The sequence below is a fragment of the Streptomyces sp. KLMMK genome (genome assembly GCF_036961605.1).
Taxonomy (GTDB): domain Bacteria; phylum Actinomycetota; class Actinomycetes; order Streptomycetales; family Streptomycetaceae; genus Streptomyces; species Streptomyces telluris.
On the sequence record NZ_JBAMDC010000044.1, the window covers coordinates 14,343 to 31,648 of the forward strand.

Genomic DNA, 17,306 nt, shown 5'->3' on the forward strand with positions numbered 1-17,306 from the left:
ATCAGCCCTGCTTGGCCAGGACTTCACCCACGACGTCGGTGAGGGCGACGGCCTTCTGCTCGCCGCTCTCCAGGTCCTTGAGCTGCACGTTGCCCTCGGCCAGGTCGCGCTCGCCCGCGATGACCGCGAAGCGGGCGCCGGAGCGATTGGCCGACTTCATCGCGTTCTTCAGGCCCTTGCCGCCGAAGGCGAAGTCGGTGGCGACGCCGTTGCGGCGCAGCTCGGTGACCACGCCGAAGAGGACCTTGCGGGCCTCCTCGCCCAGCGGGACCGCGTAGACGTCGGTCGGCGACGGCAGGTCGAGCGCGATGCCCTCGGCCTCCAGGGCGAGGACCGTGCGGTCCACGCCGAGCGCCCAGCCGACGGACGGCAGCGCGGGGCCGCCGATCATCTCGGACAGGCCGTCGTAACGGCCGCCGCCGCCCACCGCGGACTGCGAGCCGAGGCCGTCGTGGACGAACTCGAAGGTGGTGCGGGTGTAGTAGTCGAGGCCGCGGACGAGCTTGGGGTCGTCCTCGAAGCCGACGCCCGCGGCGGTCAGCAGCTCGCGCACCTGGTCGTGGTAGGCCTTGCAGGCCTCGCACAGGTGATCGCGGAAGAGCGGGGCGCCGACGAGCTGCTTCTGGACGTCCTCGCGCTTGTCGTCCAGGACGCGCAGCGGGTTGATCTCGATGCGGCGGCGGGTGTCCTCGTCCAGCTCCAGGCCGCGCAGGAAGTCCTGCAGGGCGGCGCGGTAGACGGGGCGGCACTCCTTGTCGCCGAGCGAGTTCAGCAGGAGGCGGAAGTTCTGCAGGCCGAGCGACTTGTACGCATCGACGGCCAGGATGATCAGCTCGGCGTCCAGCGCCGGGTCCTCGGCACCGATGGCCTCCGCGCCGACCTGCGAGAAGTGGCGGTAGCGGCCCTTCTGCGGGCGCTCGTAGCGGTAGTACGAGCCGGAGTACCAGAGCTTGACGGGCAGGTTGCCGTCCTTGTGGAGGTTGCCCTCCAGTGCCGCGCGCAGCACGGAGGCGGTGCCCTCGGGGCGCAGGGCGAGCTGGTCGCCGCCGCGCGTGGTGAGGGTGTACATCTCCTTGGTCACGATGTCGGTCGACTCGCCGACGCCGCGGGAGAACAGCTCGACCTGCTCGAAGCCGGGGGTCTCGACGTAGCCGTAGCCGGCCCGCTTGAGCGGGGCGGCGATGGCCTCGCGGACCGCGAGGTAGACGGCGGAGGTGGGGGGCTTGAGATCGTAGGTGCCCTTGGGGGCCTTGAACGTACTCACGGGAAAATCGTCACATTCCTCTTCGCGGAGCGGCGGTAGGGCCGCCTCCGGAGCCGCGCTGCGTGTCCGCCACTTCCCGCAGGTACGGGTTGGTGGCGCGCTCGCGGCCGATGCTGGTCTGGGGGCCGTGGCCGGAGAGGACCACGGTCGAGTCGTCCAGGGGCAGGCACACGCGTGCCAGCGACCGGAGCATCTCGGCGTGATCACCGCCCGGCAGGTCGGTGCGTCCGATGGAGCCGGCGAACAGCAGGTCGCCCGAGAAGAACACCGACGGGACGTCGGAGCTCTCGGGCAGCCGGAAGGTCACCGACCCCTTGGTATGGCCGGGCGCGTGCGCGACGGTGAACTCCAGCCCCGCGAGGTCGAGGCGGGAGCCGTCGGTCAGCTCCTTGACGTCGTCGGGCTCCCCGACCGTGAGCTCGCCCATGAGCTGCTGCCCGATGGAGCGGCCGAGGGCCTTCTCCGGGTCGCTCATCATGTAGCGGTCGGCGGGGTGGATCCAGGCCGGGACGTCGTGGGCGCCGCACACGGGGACGACCGAGGCGACATGGTCGATGTGGCCGTGGGTGAGGACGACGGCGACGGGCTTGAGCCGATGCTTCCTGAGCGCCTCCTCGACCCCGGGGGCCGCCTGGTGGCCCGGGTCGATGATCACGCACTCCTCGCCGGCGGCGGGGGCGACCAGATAGCAATTGGTCCCCCAGGCCCCGGCAGGGAACCCGGCAATCAGCACATTCGTCCTTAATGATCGACCAGCAGAATTTCATCAGCGGTGCGGCCGGAGCGCCCCGGAGGGATCACCGGCTGCGAACAAGAGCCTACCGGCGGCACTCCCGCGGCCGCGAACCCGTATACGGTACGGGCACACCAGCAACACAGGGCTCATGACATGGACAAGTCGGTATGAGGAGTAGACCCGGTGGTCAGTAACGAGCAGCGGCGGCGGCAGCTCGCCCGGGAGAAGTTCGAGCGGCAGCAGCAGCGTCGTGAGGAGGCCCGGCGCAAGGGCCGGCGCCGGAACGCGGTGATCGCCGCCGCCCTCGCGGTGGTGCTGGCCGCGGGCGCGGGCGCGTACGCCACGGGCGCGCTCTCCGGTGACGACAAGAAGGACACGACCGACGCCGCGGCCCCCGAGACTTCCAAGGCGCCTTCCAAGGGGCCCGACCCGTGCGCCAAGCCCGCCCCCGGCTCCCCCGCCACGAAGACGTGGAAGTCGGAGCCGGAGATGGGCATCGACAAGTCCGCGGCGTACGCGATGGACTTGAAGACGACCTGCGGCACGATCGACATCAAGCTCGACGCGGCGAACGCCCCGCACACGGTCAACTCCTTCAACTTCCTGGCCGCCGAGGGCTACTTCGACCACACCAAGTGCCACCGCCTGACCACCAGCGGCATCTACGTCCTGCAGTGCGGCGACCCCAAGGGCCTGGGCAACGGCGGCCCGGGCTACACCCTGCCCGACGAGAACCTCAAGGACTCCAGGCTCAAGGGGAACGTCTACCCCGCCGGCACGGTGGCGATGGCCAACACCGGCCAGCCGCACACCGGCGGCAGCCAGTTCTTCCTCGTCTACCAGGACAGCCCGCTGCCCCCCACGTACACGCCCTTCGGCACCATCGGCGCCGAGGGCATGAAGACGCTCAAGAAGATCGCCGGTGCGGGCGAGTCGACGGGCGCCGGCGACGGCGCCCCGAACGCGACGGTGGTCGTCGACAAGGCGACGGTCGCCAAGTCCTGACCCCGTCCCCGGCGCCCCGATCAGGCCTCCAGTGCCCGGCCGTTGCCCGCAGAGCGAAATTTCGGTCGCGCGGGATACGGACAGCCAGGGCGCCGGTCGCCTATGTTGGCGTTGTGTAGGGTGCCTGATCCGGCGGCTACCCGCACCCAAATGATCAAGCCGTCGGACCGGCCAGGGCGCGGCCCTGCCCGGAACAACTGTGGACGATGCGCGAGGGCCGCACGCCGGCCTCGGCATCATGTGGAGGAGGCGCTGTGAGCAGCGACCCGTGGGGCCGCGTCGACGAGACGGGGACCGTGTACGTGCGTACTGCCGACGGAGAGCAGGTCGTCGGATCGTGGCAGGCCGGGTCTCCCGAGGAGGCCCTCGCTTACTTCGAGCGCAAGTACGAGGGCCTGGTCGTCGAGATCGGCCTCCTCGAGAAGCGGGTCAAGACCACCGACCTGTCGGCCAAGGACGCGACGACCGCGATCGACCACCTGCGCACGCAGGTCGACGAGCACCACGCCGTCGGTGACCTCGCCGCGCTGCGCGTCCGTCTCGACAAGCTCGTCGAGACGGTCGAGGCGCGCCGCGAGGAGCGCAAGGCCGCCAAGGCCAAGCAGGCCGACGAGGCCCGTACGGCCAAGGAGGCGCTGGTCGCCGAGGCCGAGGAGCTGGCCGCGAGCGAGCAGTGGCGGTCGGCCGGCGAGCGGCTGCGCGCCCTGGTCGACACCTGGAAGGGCCTTCCGCGCCTGGACCGCAAGGCCGACGACGAGCTGTGGCACCGCTTCTCGCACGCCCGCTCGGCGTTCTCCAAGCGGCGCAAGGCGCACTTCGCCTCCCTCGACGCCCAGCGCGAGGACGCCCGCAAGGCCAAGGAGAAGCTGGTCGCCGAGGCCGAGTCCCTCTCCGGCTCCACCGACTGGGGCCCGACGGCCGCGCGTTACCGCGACCTGATGGCGGAGTGGAAGGCCGTCGGCCGTGCGCAGCGCGAGGCGGAGGACGACCTGTGGAGCCGTTTCCGCGGCGCGCAGGACGTCTTCTTCCAGGCCCGCAGCGAGGTGTTCGCCGAGCGCGACGCCGAGCAGCAGGTCAACCTGACGCACAAGGAGGAGCTCGCGGTCGAGGCCGAGAAGCTGCTGCCCGTCACCGACCTGAAGGCGGCCCGTGCCGCGTTCCGTTCGATCAACGAGCGCTGGGAGGCCATCGGCCACGTCCCGCGGGACGCCCGCCCGAAGATCGAGGGCCGGATGCACGCGGTGGAGCGCGCCATCCAGGAGGCCGAGGAGGCCGAGTGGCGGCGTACGAACCCCGAGGCGCGGGCCCGCGCGGCCGGTCTCACCGGCCAGCTGCAGGCGGCCGTCGACAAGCTGCAGGAGCAGGTCGACAAGGCGCGTGCCGCGGGCAACGACGCCAAGGCCGACAAGCTCGCCAGGGAGCTTGAGGGCCGTAAGGCCCTGCTGGACCAGGCTCTGAAGGGCCTGGAGGAGTTCGGCGGCTGAACAGCCATATGAGTAAGGGGCTCCGGCTATTGCCGGAGCCCCTTACTCATATGCGCTTGCTTACGGCCGGCGCGCCGAGGTCACGCGGTAGACGTCGTACACGCCCTCGACACCCCGTACGGCCTTCAGGACGTGACCGAGGTGCTTGGGGTCGCCCATCTCGAAGGTGAAGCGGGACGTGGCCACCCGGTCCCGGGACGTCTGCACGGCCGCGGACAGGATGTTGACGTGCTGGTCGGACAGGACGCGTGTGACGTCCGACAGCAGCCGGGAGCGGTCCAGCGCCTCGACCTGGATCGCGACCAGGAAGACCGAGGACTGGGTGGGCGCCCACTCGACGTCGATGATCCGCTCGGGCTGCTGCGAGAGCGACTCGACGTTGACGCAGTCGGCGCGGTGCACCGAGATGCCGTTGCCGCGGGTGACGAAGCCGATGATGGGGTCGCCGGGCACCGGCGTACAGCACCGGGCGAGCTTCACCCAGACGTCCTCGACGCCCTTGACGATCACGCCCGGGTCCGCGCTGGAGCGCCGCTTGGAGCGGCCGCGGATCGGGGCGGTCTCCTCGATGTCCTCGGTGGCGGCGTCCTCGCCGCCGAGGGCCTGGACCAGCTTCTGCACGACGCCCTGCGCCGCGACGTGGCCCTCGCCGATGGCGGCGTAGAGGGAGGAGATGTCGGGGTAGCGCATCTCGTGCGCGAGGGTGACCAGGGAGTCGCCGGTGAGGATCCGCTGGATCGGCAGGTTCTGCTTGCGCATGGCGCGCGCGATGGCGTCCTTGCCCTGCTCGATGGCCTCGTCGCGGCGCTCCTTGGAGAACCAGGCACGGATCTTGTTGCGCGCGCGGGGGGACTTGACGAAGCCCAGCCAGTCGCGGGAGGGGGCGGCGCCGGGGGCCTTGGAGGTGAAGACCTCGACCAGATCGCCGTTGTCGAGGGTGGACTCCAGCGGCACGAGCCGCCCGTTGACCCGGGCCCCTATCGTGCGGTGGCCGACCTCGGTGTGGACGGCGTAGGCGAAGTCGACCGGGGTGGCCCCGGCCGGGAGCGCTATGACATCGCCCTTGGGGGTGAAGACGAAGACCTCGTTGCGGGAGAGGTCGAAGCGCAGGGACTCCAGGAACTCGCCCGGGTCCTCGGTCTCCTTCTGCCAGTCCAGCAGCTGCCGCAGCCAGGCCATGTCATTGACGGTGTCCTGGTTCTTGCCGGCGTTCCTTGGCACGTCGGTGCGCACCTTGGAGGCTCCGGCGACGGCCTCCTGCTTGTACTTCCAGTGCGCGGCGATGCCGTACTCGGCGCGGCGGTGCATGTCGAAGGTGCGGATCTGCAGCTCGACGGGCTTGCCGCTGGGCCCTATGACCGTCGTGTGCAACGACTGGTACATGTTGAACTTGGGCATCGCGATGTAGTCCTTGAACCGCCCGGGCACCGGGTTCCACCGGGCGTGGACGGTGCCGAGCGCCGCATAGCAGTCGCGGACGGTGTCGACGAGGACGCGGATGCCCACCAGGTCGTAGATCTCGGCGAAGTCGCGGCCCCGCACGATCATCTTCTGGTAGACGCTGTAGTAGTGCTTCGGCCGGCCGGTGACGGTGGCCTTGATGCGGGCGGCGCGCAGGTCGGCCTGGACCTCGTCGGTGACGACGGCCAGGTACTCGTCGCGCTTGGGGGCCCGCTCGGCGACGAGACGGACGATCTCGTCGTACATCTTGGGGTAGAGGATCGCGAAGGCGAGGTCCTCCAGCTCCCACTTGATGGTGTTCATGCCCAGCCGGTGCGCCAGCGGGGCGTAGATCTCAAGGGTCTCGCGGGCCTTCTTCTCCTGCTTCTCCCGCTTGAGGTAGCGCATGGTGCGCATGTTGTGCAGGCGGTCGGCGAGCTTGATGACCAGGACGCGCGGGTCCTTGGCCATGGCGACGACCATCTTGCGGACGGTCTCGGCCTGCGCGGCCTCGCCGAACTGCACGCGGTCGAGCTTGGTGACGCCGTCCACCAGTAGGGCGACCTGGTCACCGAAGTCGCGGCGCAGGTCGTCCAGGCCGTACTCGGTGTCCTCGACGGTGTCGTGCAGCAGCCCGGCCATCAGCGTGGCCGGATCCATGCCGAGCTCGGCGAGGATCGTGGTCACCGCGAGGGGGTGGGTGATGTACGGATCGCCGCTCTTGCGCTTCTGGCCGCGGTGCCAGCGCTCGGCGACCTGGTAGGCGCGCTCGATCTGGCGCAGGGTCGTCGTGTCGGCCTTCGGGTCGTTTCCGCGCACGATGCGCAGGAGCGGTTCGAGGACCGGGTTGTACGGGCTGGAGCGCTGGACGCCGAGGCGGGCGAGGCGGGCCCGGACGCGGCTGGAGGAGCCGGGGCGCGGGGCGCTGGGCGGCGGCGTGGGCCGAACGGGTGAGGTACCCGCGACGGCCGGGACCTGGCTCTTCGGTCCGCTGCCCGCGCCGGGGCCGGCCGGCGGCCGGGGCGTGGACTCAGGCGCGCTCTGCGGGCGGCCCTTGGGCGTGCCCGCGGCCGCCGCGGCCTCGGGAGACGGCTTGTCCTGTTGTGCGGCGGTGAGCGGCTGGGCCTCGTCTGGCAAGAGCACTCCTCATGCGGGGTCCGGCCCCCCGATCAGGTCCGGACAACCATGGTATCGACCCGGGCGGCGGGGCCGCCGCGCACCCGGCTGTGCTCAGAAGAACGCGGGGCGGGCCCCAGGGTCTTCCCCGGGGCCCGCCCCGCGTTGCGCAGTGCGTGCCCGTCCTGCCCTGCGTGGCAGGTCAGAGGCGCGTCAGACGCGTCAGACCGTGATCAGCGCCTCCAGCGGGGCGTCGCCGAGGGCGTCCGCCAGCCGCTCGCGGCCGGGCAGGAAGCCGAGCTCCATGAGCACGACGACACCGGCGACCTCGGCGCCGGCCCGGCGGATCAGCCGGAGCGAGGCCTCGGCGGTGCCGCCGGTGGCCAGCACGTCGTCGATGACGAGGACGCGGTCGCCGGGGCCGACGGCGTCGGCGTGCATCTCGATCTCCGCCGTGCCGTACTCCAGCTCGTAGGCCTGGGCCAGCGTGGCTCCGGGGAGCTTGCCGGCCTTGCGCACGGGCACGAAGCCGAGCCCCGCGCGGACGGCGGCCGGGGCGCCCAGGATGAAGCCGCGGGCCTCCAGGCCGACGACCTTGGTGGCGCCGTGGCGCTTGCACAGCGCGGCGAGCTCGTCGGTCAGGGCGGCGAACGCCGTGGCATCGGCGAGCAGCGGGGTGATGTCCTTGAACATCACGCCCGGCTTCGGATAGTCGGCCACGTCGTGGATGTGCGTCAGCAGCAGGTCACGCAGCTTCTCGTCGGCCGTGCCGACGCCCGTGGCGCTCATCGGCGCTTCCCCTGGGGGCGGCCGCCGCGGGTGCCGCGGGCGCGGGCGGCGGACTGGCGGGGGCCGACGACACCGGTCGCGGCGTCCTCGCCCTCCTCCTCGTCGCCGGGGACCTCGTCGCGCGGCTCCTCGCCCGACTCGCCCTTGGCGGCCTGGGCGGCACGCTTGGCGCGCACCCGCTTGGCCAGGGCCCGCATCTGCGGGTCGCGCTCCTTGAGGTCGGCGACCAGCGGCGTGGCGATGAAGATCGACGAGTACGCACCGGCCGCGAGGCCGACGAACAGGGCGAGCGAGATGTCGTTGAGCATGCCCGCGCCGAGGAAGCCGCCGCCGATGAACAGCAGGCCGGCGACCGGCAGCAGCGCGACCACCGTGGTGTTGATCGAACGCACCAGGGTGCCGTTGAGGCTGCGGTTGGCGATCTCGCTGTAGGTGAAGCGGGTCTGCTTCGTGATGTCCTTCGAGCTCTCCTTCAGACCGTCGAAGACGACGACGGTGTCGTAGAGGGAGTAACCGAGGATGGTGAGCAGACCGATCACGGTGCCCGGGGTGACCTCGAAACCGACCAGTGCGTACACACCGACGGTGATGGTGAGGTCGTGGATCAGGGCGATCAGGGCGGCGATGGCCATGCGCCACTCGAAGGCGATCGCCAGGTAGATCACCACGAGGATCATGAAGATCCCCAGGCCGTACCAGGCCTTCTTGGCGATCTCGTCACCCCAGCTCGGGCCCACGATGTCGGTGTTGACCTTGTCCGTGGAGACGCCCAGCTGCTTGGCCAGGGCCTCCTGGGTGGCGCGCGACTGCTCGGTGGTGAGGTCGCTGACCTGGACGCGCAGCGGGCCGTTGCCGAGCTTCTGGACGATCGCGGTGTGGCCGGAGGTCTCCTCCGCGGTCTCCCGGGCCGCTTCGGCCGAGACCGAGGTGTTGGGCGTGGTGAAGACCGCGCCGCCGGAGAACTCGATGCCCATGTTCAGGCCGCGCACCGCCAGGCCGACGATGGCCGTGATGGTGATGAGGATCGAGATGCCGTACCAGATCTTCCGCTTGCCCACGAAGTCGTAGCCGACCTCGCCGCGGTAGAGCCGGGCGCCGAGATTTCCGAGCTTGGACATCTCACGCCTCCTTGGGGTCGACGGGGGCGGAGGGGCGGCGGGAGGCCCGCAGCGGCGGCTTGACGCCGAGCCGCTTGGGGTCGAGCCCGGACCACGGATGGCCACTGGCGAAGAACTTGCGCCGGGCGAGGAGCGTCATCAGCGGCTTGGTGAAGAAGAAGACCACGACGACGTCGAGGAGCGTGGTCAGACCGAGCGTGAACGCGAAGCCCTGCACCTTGCCGACGGTGACGATGAAGAGCACCGCGGCGGCCAGGAAGGACACGAAGTCGGAGACCAGGATCGTGCGCCGGGCGCGCGGCCAGCCGCGCTCGACCGCCGGGCGCAGGGTGCGTCCCTCGCGGATCTCGTCGCGGATGCGCTCGAAGTAGACGATGAAGGAGTCGGCGGTGATACCGATCGCGACGATCGCACCGCAGACGGCCGGCAGGTTCAGCGCGAAGCCGATGGCCTGGCCGAGCAGCACCATGATCGTGTACGTGAGGATCGCCGAGGCCAGGAGGCTGGCGAGGGCGACGAGCGCGAGACCGCGGTAGTACGCGACCAGGTAGATGATCACCAGGGCGAGGCCGATGGCGCCGGCGAGCAGACCGGCGCGCAGCTGCTCACCACCGAGGGCGGCGGTGACCGTCTGCTCGGTGACGACGTCGAAGGACAGCGGCAGGGCGCCGTAGGACAGCACGTTGGCGAGGTCCTGGGCGCTGGCCTGGGTGAAGCCGCCGGAGATCTCCGCCTGGCCGCCCGTGATCGAGGTGGAGACGGACGGGTCGGAGACGACCTCGCCGTCCAGGACGATCGCGAACTGGTTCTGCGGGGGCTGCTTGCCGGCGAGCTGGCCGGTGACGTCCGCGAACTTCTTGGAGCCGCTGGAGTCGAACTTCAGCTGGACGAGCCAGCCGCGGCCCTGCTGGCTGTCGAAGACGGCGTCGGCGCCGGTGACGCCGGTGCCCTCGACGGACACCGGGCCGAGGATCTCCTTGGCCGAGCCGTCCTTCTTGCAGGCCACGATGACGTCGGTCGTCTTGGCGCCCGCCGCGGCCTCGCTCGCCTTGGCGCGGCCCTCGGGGGTCGTGCAGTCCAGGGCGTCGAGCTTCTTCTGCAGCGCGGCGACGTCGGCCGGGGAGGGCGTGGGCTCCTTGGACTTGCCGTCCTTCTTGCCCTCGTCCTTCTTGGCGTCGTCCTTCTTCTCGTCCTTCGCCTTGTCGTCCTTGGCGACGGGCGAGGCGGACGGGGTGCCGTCGGCCTTCACGGCGTCGGTGACGGGGCGGCCCTGCTGGCGCGGGCTCGCGCTCGCGGAGGGGGCGCCCGAGGCCGCGGAGGAGGCGGAGGCGGAAGGCGAGCCGGACGGCTTGGTCTTGCCGTCCTTGTCCTTGCCGTCCTTGTCCTTGGCGTCCTTGTCCTTACCGGGGGACGAGGCGTCGGGAGTGGGCTCGGTCTTGGCACCGGGGGCCACGGACAGCACGGGGCGGAAGCCGAGCTTGGCGGTGGTTCCGACCTGCTGGCGGGCCTGCTTCGCGTTCGTCCCCTTGGGGATGTTCACGATGATGTGGTTGTCGCCCTGCGTCTGGACCTCGGCCTCGGTGACGCCCAGCCCGTTGACACGCCGCTCGATGATGCCGACCGCGGTGTTCATATTGGTCGGGTTGATCGCATTGGGCTTGCCGGGCTCGTTCTTGGCCTCCAGCGTGAAGCTGGTGCCGCCCGCGAGGTCGATGCCCAGCCGCGGCGTGGTGCGCCCTGAGGCGAACATCCCCCCGGTGAGCGCCACCATGGCGATCAGGATCAGGGCCAGGACCCTGCCCGGCCTGCCCTGGCCGCCCGGGGACCTGCGGCCCTTCTTCGGTGCTGCCACCTTGTCGTTTCTCCCTGTCCAACCGCCCGGTTCCGTGCGTTCGCCGGGCGGCCACGAATGTAGTGGGGACCTGCCCCCCGCCGGAGCCTAAACCGTCAGGGAACCGCGGCGCACTGCCCCAGCAGTGCTCCGCGGTTCCTCGAAGGGCTACTTCGCGTCGGCGTCGCCGTCCTGCTTGCCGTCCCGCTTGGCGTCCTTGGTGTCCTCGGCGGCCTTCTCGGCGTCCTTGGACTCCGGCTCGGCGGCCGTCTCGGCCTTCTCGGCCTCGGCGGCCTCGCCCTTGCCCAGGTCGATCTTCTTGTCGGCCGGGGCCTCGGACTCGGTCAGCGACGAGGCATCGTCCGGGACGACAGGGGTCTCGGACTCGTGCGGCTCGATCCCGTGGACGATGCGGTTGTACTCGGCGTCCTCCAGGACGGCGCCGATGGCGTTCTTCGCGTAGATCGCGTGGACGCCCGGGGCCACCTCGAGGAGGACCGTGTCGTCGCTGACCTCCTTGACGGTGGCGTACATGCCGCCGATCGTCCGCACGCCGGTGCCCGGCTGCATCTGGTCGCGCATCTGCGCCGCCTGGCGCTGCTTGTTCTTGGCCGATCGCGTCATCAGGAACATGGCCCCGATGAGCACGATGAACGGCAGGAGAGTCACGATATTCACGGGACGGGGTTTCCTTAACACGACCGCGGGGGGCGGCCTTCTACGGGGGTGGTATGCCGCGCCGGTACGGGACGGCATCGGCGGAGTCTAAGCGAGTCCGCGCCTATGGAACAACGCCCAGCATGGCACCGTGGTTCCTGACCCGACCAGCCCCCGCGCCGTCACCCTCCGAAGAGGCCCTGCTGGGGAGGGGTGCCCGCCCGGCCCGCCGCGCCGGCTTCGTTGACAAGGCCGAGGTGCTCCCACGCGGCCGGGGTGGCGATGCGGCCCCTGGGCGTGCGGGCCAGCAGCCCCTCGCGGACGAGGAACGGCTCGGCGACCTCCTCGACGGTCTCGCGCTCCTCGCCGACGGCCACGGCCAGGGTGGACAGGCCCACCGGTCCGCCGCCGAAGAGCTTGAGGAGGGCGGTCAGGACGGCGCGGTCCAGCCGGTCGAGGCCGCGGGCGTCGACCTCGTAGACGTCGAGGGCCTGGGCGGCGATCTCGCGGGTGATCACCCCGTCGGCCTTGACCTGGGCGTAGTCGCGGACGCGGCGCAGCAGGCGGTTGGCGATGCGGGGGGTGCCGCGGGAGCGGCCGGCGATCTCGGCGGCGCCCTGGTCCTCTATCTCCACGTCCAGCAGCCGGGCCGAGCGGTGCACCACGCGCTGCAGCTCGGCGGGGGCGTAGAACTCCATGTGCCCGGTGAAGCCGAAGCGGTCGCGCAGCGGGGGCGGGAGCAGGCCGGCCCGGGTGGTGGCGCCGACGAGGGTGAAGGGCGGCAGCTCCAGGGGGATGGCGGTGGCGCCGGGCCCCTTGCCGACGATCACGTCGACGCGGAAGTCCTCCATGGCCATGTAGAGCATCTCCTCGGCGGGCCGCGACATGCGGTGGATCTCGTCGAGGAAGAGGACCTCTCCTTCGGTGAGGGAGGAGAGGATCGCGGCGAGGTCGCCGGCGTGCTGGATGGCGGGGCCGGAGGTGATGCGGATGGGGGCGCCCATCTCGGCCGCGATGATCATCGAGAGGGTGGTCTTGCCGAGGCCGGGGGCCCCGGAGAGCAGCACGTGGTCGGCGGTGGCGCCGCGGGCCCGGGCGGCCTTGAGGACGAGGTCGAGCTGCTCGCGCACGCGCTCCTGGCCGACGAACTCGCCGAGGTCCTTGGGGCGCAGCGCGGCCTCGACGGCATGGTCCTCGCCGTCGGCGGCGGTGGCGACGAGGCGGTCGCCTGCGGGGGGCTCCGCGTATGCGGATTCGTCGTCCCAGTTCACGGGTTGAACCTCACGGTCGAGTGCTTGTCGGTTTTCCGGCAGGGGTTCCGCCGGTGCGGCCGGGTGGGCGCGAGCCGCCCGGCCGGGCCGCACCGGGCCCTGCTCATCGCGCCCGGTTCAGCGTCTGCAGCGCGGCCCGCAGCAGCTGGCCGACCTGCGGCTGACCGCCGTCGGCGAGAACGGCCTCCGCCCGGGGCGCCACCGCCTCCACCGCTTCGTCCGCCTCGCGGGCGGCATAGCCCAGACCGACGAGCGCGGCCTGCAGCTGATCGCGCCAGCCCGCGGCGGCTGGGGCGGCGACCGGAGCGGCCGAGCCGACCGGCTTGCCGAGCCGGTCCTTCAGCTCCAGCAGCAGCTTCTGCGCGCCCTTCTTGCCGATGCCGGGCACGGCGGTCAGGGCCTTCTCGTCACCGGAGGCGAAGGCGCGCCGCAGCGCGTCGGGGCTGTGCACGGCGAGCATGGCCTGGGCGAGGCGGGGCCCGACGCCGCTGGCGGTCTGCAGCAGCTCGAAGGTCTGGCGCTCGTCGTCGTCGGCGAAGCCGTAGAGGGTCAGGGAGTCCTCACGGACGACGAGGGAGGTGGCGAGGCGGGCCTGCTGGCCGATGCGGAGGCCCGAAAGGGTGTTGGGCGTGCACTGGACGGCCATGCCGATGCCGCCCACCTCGACGACCGCGGTGTCGGGGGCGAGGGCGGCGACGGGGCCGGAGACGAAGGCGATCATCGGGTGCCCTTCGGGAGGCGGACGGGTGCGGTGGTACGGCGCTGTGCGGCGGCGAGCTGCTGCAGGCGGCCGGCGGCCGGGGCGCGCCAGATGTGGCAGATGGCCAGGGCCAGGGCGTCGGCGGCGTCGGCCGGCTTGGGCGGTGCGTCGAGCCGCAGGAGCCGGGTGACCATGGCGCCGACCTGGGCCTTGTCCGCCCGGCCGGAGCCGGTGACGGCGGCCTTGACCTCGCTGGGGGTGTGCAGGGCGACGGGCAGGCCGCGGCGGGCGGCGCACAGCATGGCGACGGCGCTGGCCTGGGCGGTGCCCATGACCGTGCGGACGTTGTGCTGGCTGAAGACGCGCTCCACGGCGACGAATCCCGGCTGGTGCTCGTCGAGCCACTGCTCGATGCCGCGCTCTATGAGGACCAGGCGGTCGGCGGTGTCGGCCTCGGCTGGGGTGCGCACGACGCCCACCCCGACCATGCGCAGCGGGCGGCCCGCCGTGCCCTCCACCACGCCGACGCCGCAGCGCGTCAGCCCCGGGTCCACGCCCAGTACCCGCATCGCCCCTCCTTGGCTCACCTGCCCCGGCAGGCTATCGGCTGCCACTGACAACGGCCGATCATGCCGACGGGCCGGCGGGACGAGTGTCCCGCCGGCCCGTCGGCCGACCGCAGTCGGAAGCCTTACGCCGGCCGGAGGCCTTACGCGTCGACCTTCGCCATGACCTCGTCCGAGACGTCGAAGTTGGCGAAGACGTTCTGGACGTCGTCGCTGTCCTCGAGCGCGTCGATCAGCTTGAAGATCTTGCGCGCGGCCTCTTCGTCGAGCTCCACCTGCATGGTGGGGACGAAGTTGGCCTCGGCCGAGTCGTAGTCGATGCCTTCCTTCTGGAGGGCGGTGCGGACCGCGACGAGGTCGGTGGCCTCGCTGAGGACCTCGAAGGACTCGCCGAGGTCGTTGACCTCCTCGGCACCGGCGTCCAGGACGGCGCCGAGCACGTCGTCCTCGGTGAGCTCACCCTTGGGCACGATCACGACGCCCTTGCGGTTGAACAGGTAGGACACCGAGCCCGGGTCGGCCATGGAGCCGCCGTTGCGGGTCATGGCGACGCGCACGTCGGAGGCGGCACGGTTGCGGTTGTCGGTGAGGCACTCGATGAGGACCGCGACGCCGTTCGGGCCGTAGCCCTCGTACATGATCGTCTCGTAGTCGGCGCCGCCGGCCTCGAGGCCGCCGCCGCGCTTGACCGCGGAGTCGATGTTCTTGTTCGGGACCGACTGCTTCTTCGCCTTCTGGATGGCGTCGTAGAGCGTCGGGTTGCCCTCGATGTCGACGCCGCCCATGCGGGCCGCGACCTCGATGTTCTTGATGAGCTTCGCGAAGAGCTTGCCGCGCTTGGCGTCGATCACGGCCTTCTTGTGCTTCGTCGTAGCCCATTTAGAGTGGCCGGACATCCGCCTGTCTCCTTCGCGTAACCAAATCCTGAGAACGAACGACTGAGATCCTACCGGGGCCGGGCTACCGGGCTGCGCGCACCATGTCCACGAAGTAGGCGTGGACCCGGTGGTCGCCGGTGAGTTCCGGGTGGAAGGACGTCGCCAGCACATTGCCCTGGCGCACCGCGACAGTGTGGCCGTCGTGGGTGGCGACGATCTCGGCCGCGGCGCCGACGGACTCGACCCAGGGGGCGCGGATGAAGACGCCCTCGACAGGGCCGCCCTCGATGCCCGCCATCTCGACGGCCGCCTCGAAGGACTCGTTCTGCCGGCCGAAGGCGTTGCGGCGGACGATCATGTCTATGCCGCCGAGCGTCTCCTGGTCCTCCCGTCCGTCCAGCAGCTTCTCGGCGAGCATGATCATGCCGGCGCAGGTGCCGTAGACGGGCATCCCGGCCCGCACGCGCTCGCGCAGCGGCTCCAGCATGCCGAAGACGACGGCGAGCTTGGACATGGTGGTGGACTCGCCACCGGGTATCACCAGGCCGTCGACCTCGGCGAGCTCCTCGGGGCGGCGGACCGGGCGGGCGAGCGCGTCGGAGGCGGCGAGGGCGACGAGGTGCTCACGGACGTCGCCCTGCAGGGCGAGGACGCCGATGGTGGGGGTGGACACGGGGTTTTCTCCGTCTCGGGTCTGGACGACGGCTGGGCGGCCCGCTGCGTTGCGCGGACCGCCCAGCCGGGGAAGCGGTGTGTTACCAGCCGCGGTTGGCGTAGCGCTCGGCCTCGGGCAGGGTGTCGCAGTTGATGCCGACCATGGCCTCGCCGAGGTTGCGGGAGGCGTCCGCGATGACCTTCGGGTCGTCGTAGAAGGTGGTGGCCTTCACGATGGCGGCGGCGCGCTTGGCCGGGTCGCCGGACTTGAAGATGCCGGAGCCGACGAAGACGCCCTCGGCACCGAGCTGGCGCATCAGCGCGGCGTCGGCCGGGGTGGCCACGCCACCCGCGGAGAAGAGGACGACCGGCAGCTTGCCGAGCTCGGCGACCTCCTTGACGAGCTCGTACGGGGCGCGCAGGTCCTTGGCGGCGGCGAACAGCTCGTTGTTGTCGAAGCCGCGCAGCTTGGCGATCTCGTTCTTGATCTGGCGCAGGTGGCGCACGGCCTCCACGACGTTGCCGGTACCGGCCTCGCCCTTGGAGCGGATCATGGCCGCGCCCTCGGCGATGCGGCGCAGGGCCTCGCCCAGGTTGGTGGCACCGCAGACGAAGGGGGTGGTGAAGGCCCACTTGTCGGAGTGGTTGATCTCGTCGGCCGGGGTGAGGACCTCGGACTCGTCGATGTAGTCGACGCCGAGCGACTGCAGGACCTGGGCCTCGACGAAGTGGCCGATGCGGGACTTGGCCATGACGGGGATGGAGACGGCCCCGATGATCTCCTCGATCATGTTGGGGTCGGACATCCGGGCCACGCCGCCGTCCTTGCGGATGTCGGCCGGCACCCGCTCGAGGGCCATGACCGCGACCGCGCCCGCGTCCTCGGCGATCTTCGCCTGCTCGGCGTTGACGACGTCCATGATCACGCCGCCCTTGAGCTGCTCGGCCATGCCGCGCTTGACGCGGGCCGTACCGGTCTCAGGGGTGGTGGACGTGCTGGGGACCGTGCTGGACACGTTGTGACCTCACTATCAAGGGCGGTGATGCTGCGCCCCTCATACAACCGATCCCGCTTTCCCCGGAAAAAGAGCCAATCCGAGGCCGGTGGCTTGTCCGGGGTGTCCGGAGCGGTCCGGTGGCCTTGCGGAGGCCCTGCCCGGGAGGCCTGCCCGGAGGTCAGTGGCTCGTCCGCGCCTCCAGGACGGCGGGCGGCTCGTCGTCCATCTCGAAGGCCATCGGGAAGGGCGCGTGGCCCGCGAGCCGGAACCAGCGCACCACACGGTGCTTGCGCACGGCGCGGGCGGCGCGGACCGCGTCGTTGTGGAAGCGGCGGGCCATCGGCACCCGCCGGACCGCCTCGGACAGCTCGGTCAGGGACTCCTCGCCGCCGGGAGCCTCCCGGACGACCTCGACCTGCGGCTCCTCCGCGAAGACCGCCCGCAGGGCCTGGCTCAGCTCGCTCTCGGCGACCTCGCGCTGCTCCTCCTCGGCCTGCCGTGCGGCGTGCGCGGCCTGGTAGAGCACGATCGAGGCTGCCGGGTCGAGGACTCCGGCCGTGCCCAGCTCCTGGGCGACCGAGGCCCGCCGCAGCAACTGGGCGTCCAGCGCGGCGCGCGCGGCGTCGATGCGGCTGTGCAGGCGGTCCAGCCGGCCCGCGGTCCAGCTCAGATAGACGCCGATGACGACCAGGGCGGCGACGATCCAGATCAGTGTGGTCACGCCGGGCCACGTTACCGCTCACCGCGGGGGCCGCTGAGCCCGGCGGACCGCGTACGGAGCCGGGGCGTCCCCGCCGGG

At 71.3% G+C, this 17,306-nt stretch carries 16 protein-coding genes; 2 read left to right on the forward strand and 14 right to left on the reverse strand.

What is annotated here, in order from left to right; all coding sequences use genetic code 11:
• Nucleotide 1 precedes the first annotated feature (1 nt).
• The gene (gene hisS / locus V7793_RS11055; RefSeq protein WP_058045275.1) at nucleotides 2–1,264 is read right to left on the reverse strand and encodes a histidine--tRNA ligase; all 1,263 of its coding nucleotides are present in this window, start codon (nucleotides 1,262–1,264) and stop codon (nucleotides 2–4) included.
• 10 nt (nucleotides 1,265–1,274) lie between these two features.
• Nucleotides 1,275–1,997, reverse strand: coding sequence for an MBL fold metallo-hydrolase (locus tag V7793_RS11060; RefSeq protein ID WP_168091330.1), 723 nt, complete (start codon nucleotides 1,995–1,997; stop codon nucleotides 1,275–1,277).
• 186 nt (nucleotides 1,998–2,183) lie between these two features.
• Here V7793_RS11060 and V7793_RS11065 point away from each other — a divergent pair, with 186 nt between their 5' ends.
• Together V7793_RS11065 and V7793_RS11070 are read left to right on the forward strand one after the other, a co-directional pair.
• Nucleotides 2,184–3,005, forward strand: a complete 822-nt coding sequence (locus V7793_RS11065) for a peptidylprolyl isomerase (protein WP_336005050.1) — start codon at nucleotides 2,184–2,186, stop codon at nucleotides 3,003–3,005.
• Nucleotides 3,006–3,259: 254 nt separating this feature from the next.
• On the forward strand, nucleotides 3,260–4,489 hold the full coding sequence (locus V7793_RS11070; protein WP_336005051.1) for a DUF349 domain-containing protein: 1,230 nt from the start codon (nucleotides 3,260–3,262) through the stop codon (nucleotides 4,487–4,489).
• 60 nt (nucleotides 4,490–4,549) lie between these two features.
• Here V7793_RS11070 and V7793_RS11075 read toward each other — a convergent pair whose 3' ends face one another.
• The 12 genes from V7793_RS11075 to V7793_RS11130 all read right to left on the reverse strand — a co-directional run bounded on the left by V7793_RS11075 (nucleotide 4,550) and on the right by V7793_RS11130 (nucleotide 17,228).
• A complete protein-coding gene (locus V7793_RS11075; protein WP_336005054.1) occupies nucleotides 4,550–7,066 on the reverse strand; it encodes a RelA/SpoT family protein in 2,517 nt (838 codons plus the stop codon).
• Between the two features lie 201 nt (nucleotides 7,067–7,267).
• A complete protein-coding gene (locus V7793_RS11080; RefSeq protein WP_168091334.1) occupies nucleotides 7,268–7,834 on the reverse strand; it encodes an adenine phosphoribosyltransferase in 567 nt (188 codons plus the stop codon).
• Nucleotides 7,831–8,952 (reverse strand): protein translocase subunit SecF, encoded by a 1,122-nt coding sequence (gene secF / locus V7793_RS11085; protein ID WP_336005061.1) that lies wholly within the window; start codon nucleotides 8,950–8,952, stop codon nucleotides 7,831–7,833. The genes V7793_RS11080 and secF overlap by 4 nt, the downstream gene beginning before the upstream one ends.
• Nucleotide 8,953: 1 nt before the next feature.
• On the reverse strand, nucleotides 8,954–10,804 hold the full coding sequence (gene secD / locus V7793_RS11090; protein WP_336005065.1) for a protein translocase subunit SecD: 1,851 nt from the start codon (nucleotides 10,802–10,804) through the stop codon (nucleotides 8,954–8,956).
• A gap of 147 nt (nucleotides 10,805–10,951) precedes the next feature.
• A complete protein-coding gene (gene yajC, locus V7793_RS11095) occupies nucleotides 10,952–11,461 on the reverse strand; it encodes a preprotein translocase subunit YajC (RefSeq protein WP_336005071.1) in 510 nt (169 codons plus the stop codon).
• Nucleotides 11,462–11,622: 161 nt separating this feature from the next.
• Entirely contained in the window at nucleotides 11,623–12,711 is a 1,089-nt protein-coding gene (gene ruvB, locus V7793_RS11100) for a Holliday junction branch migration DNA helicase RuvB (protein WP_336005075.1), read from the reverse strand.
• A 103-nt stretch (nucleotides 12,712–12,814) separates the two neighbouring features.
• A complete protein-coding gene (gene ruvA, locus V7793_RS11105) occupies nucleotides 12,815–13,432 on the reverse strand; it encodes a Holliday junction branch migration protein RuvA (protein WP_336005079.1) in 618 nt (205 codons plus the stop codon).
• Nucleotides 13,429–13,980, reverse strand: coding sequence for a crossover junction endodeoxyribonuclease RuvC (gene ruvC, locus V7793_RS11110; RefSeq protein ID WP_168091340.1), 552 nt, complete (start codon nucleotides 13,978–13,980; stop codon nucleotides 13,429–13,431). Before ruvC ends, ruvA begins: the two co-directional genes overlap by 4 nt.
• Nucleotides 13,981–14,120: 140 nt before the next feature.
• Entirely contained in the window at nucleotides 14,121–14,873 is a 753-nt protein-coding gene (locus V7793_RS11115) for a YebC/PmpR family DNA-binding transcriptional regulator (RefSeq protein WP_336005085.1), read from the reverse strand.
• A 64-nt stretch (nucleotides 14,874–14,937) separates the two neighbouring features.
• The gene (pdxT, locus tag V7793_RS11120) at nucleotides 14,938–15,528 is read right to left on the reverse strand and encodes a pyridoxal 5'-phosphate synthase glutaminase subunit PdxT (RefSeq protein ID WP_336005089.1); all 591 of its coding nucleotides are present in this window, start codon (nucleotides 15,526–15,528) and stop codon (nucleotides 14,938–14,940) included.
• Nucleotides 15,529–15,610: 82 nt separating this feature from the next.
• The gene (gene pdxS / locus V7793_RS11125) at nucleotides 15,611–16,525 is read right to left on the reverse strand and encodes a pyridoxal 5'-phosphate synthase lyase subunit PdxS (RefSeq protein WP_030365296.1); all 915 of its coding nucleotides are present in this window, start codon (nucleotides 16,523–16,525) and stop codon (nucleotides 15,611–15,613) included.
• Nucleotides 16,526–16,685: 160 nt separating this feature from the next.
• A complete protein-coding gene (locus V7793_RS11130; protein ID WP_168091343.1) occupies nucleotides 16,686–17,228 on the reverse strand; it encodes a LemA family protein in 543 nt (180 codons plus the stop codon).
• Nucleotides 17,229–17,306 lie beyond the last annotated feature (78 nt).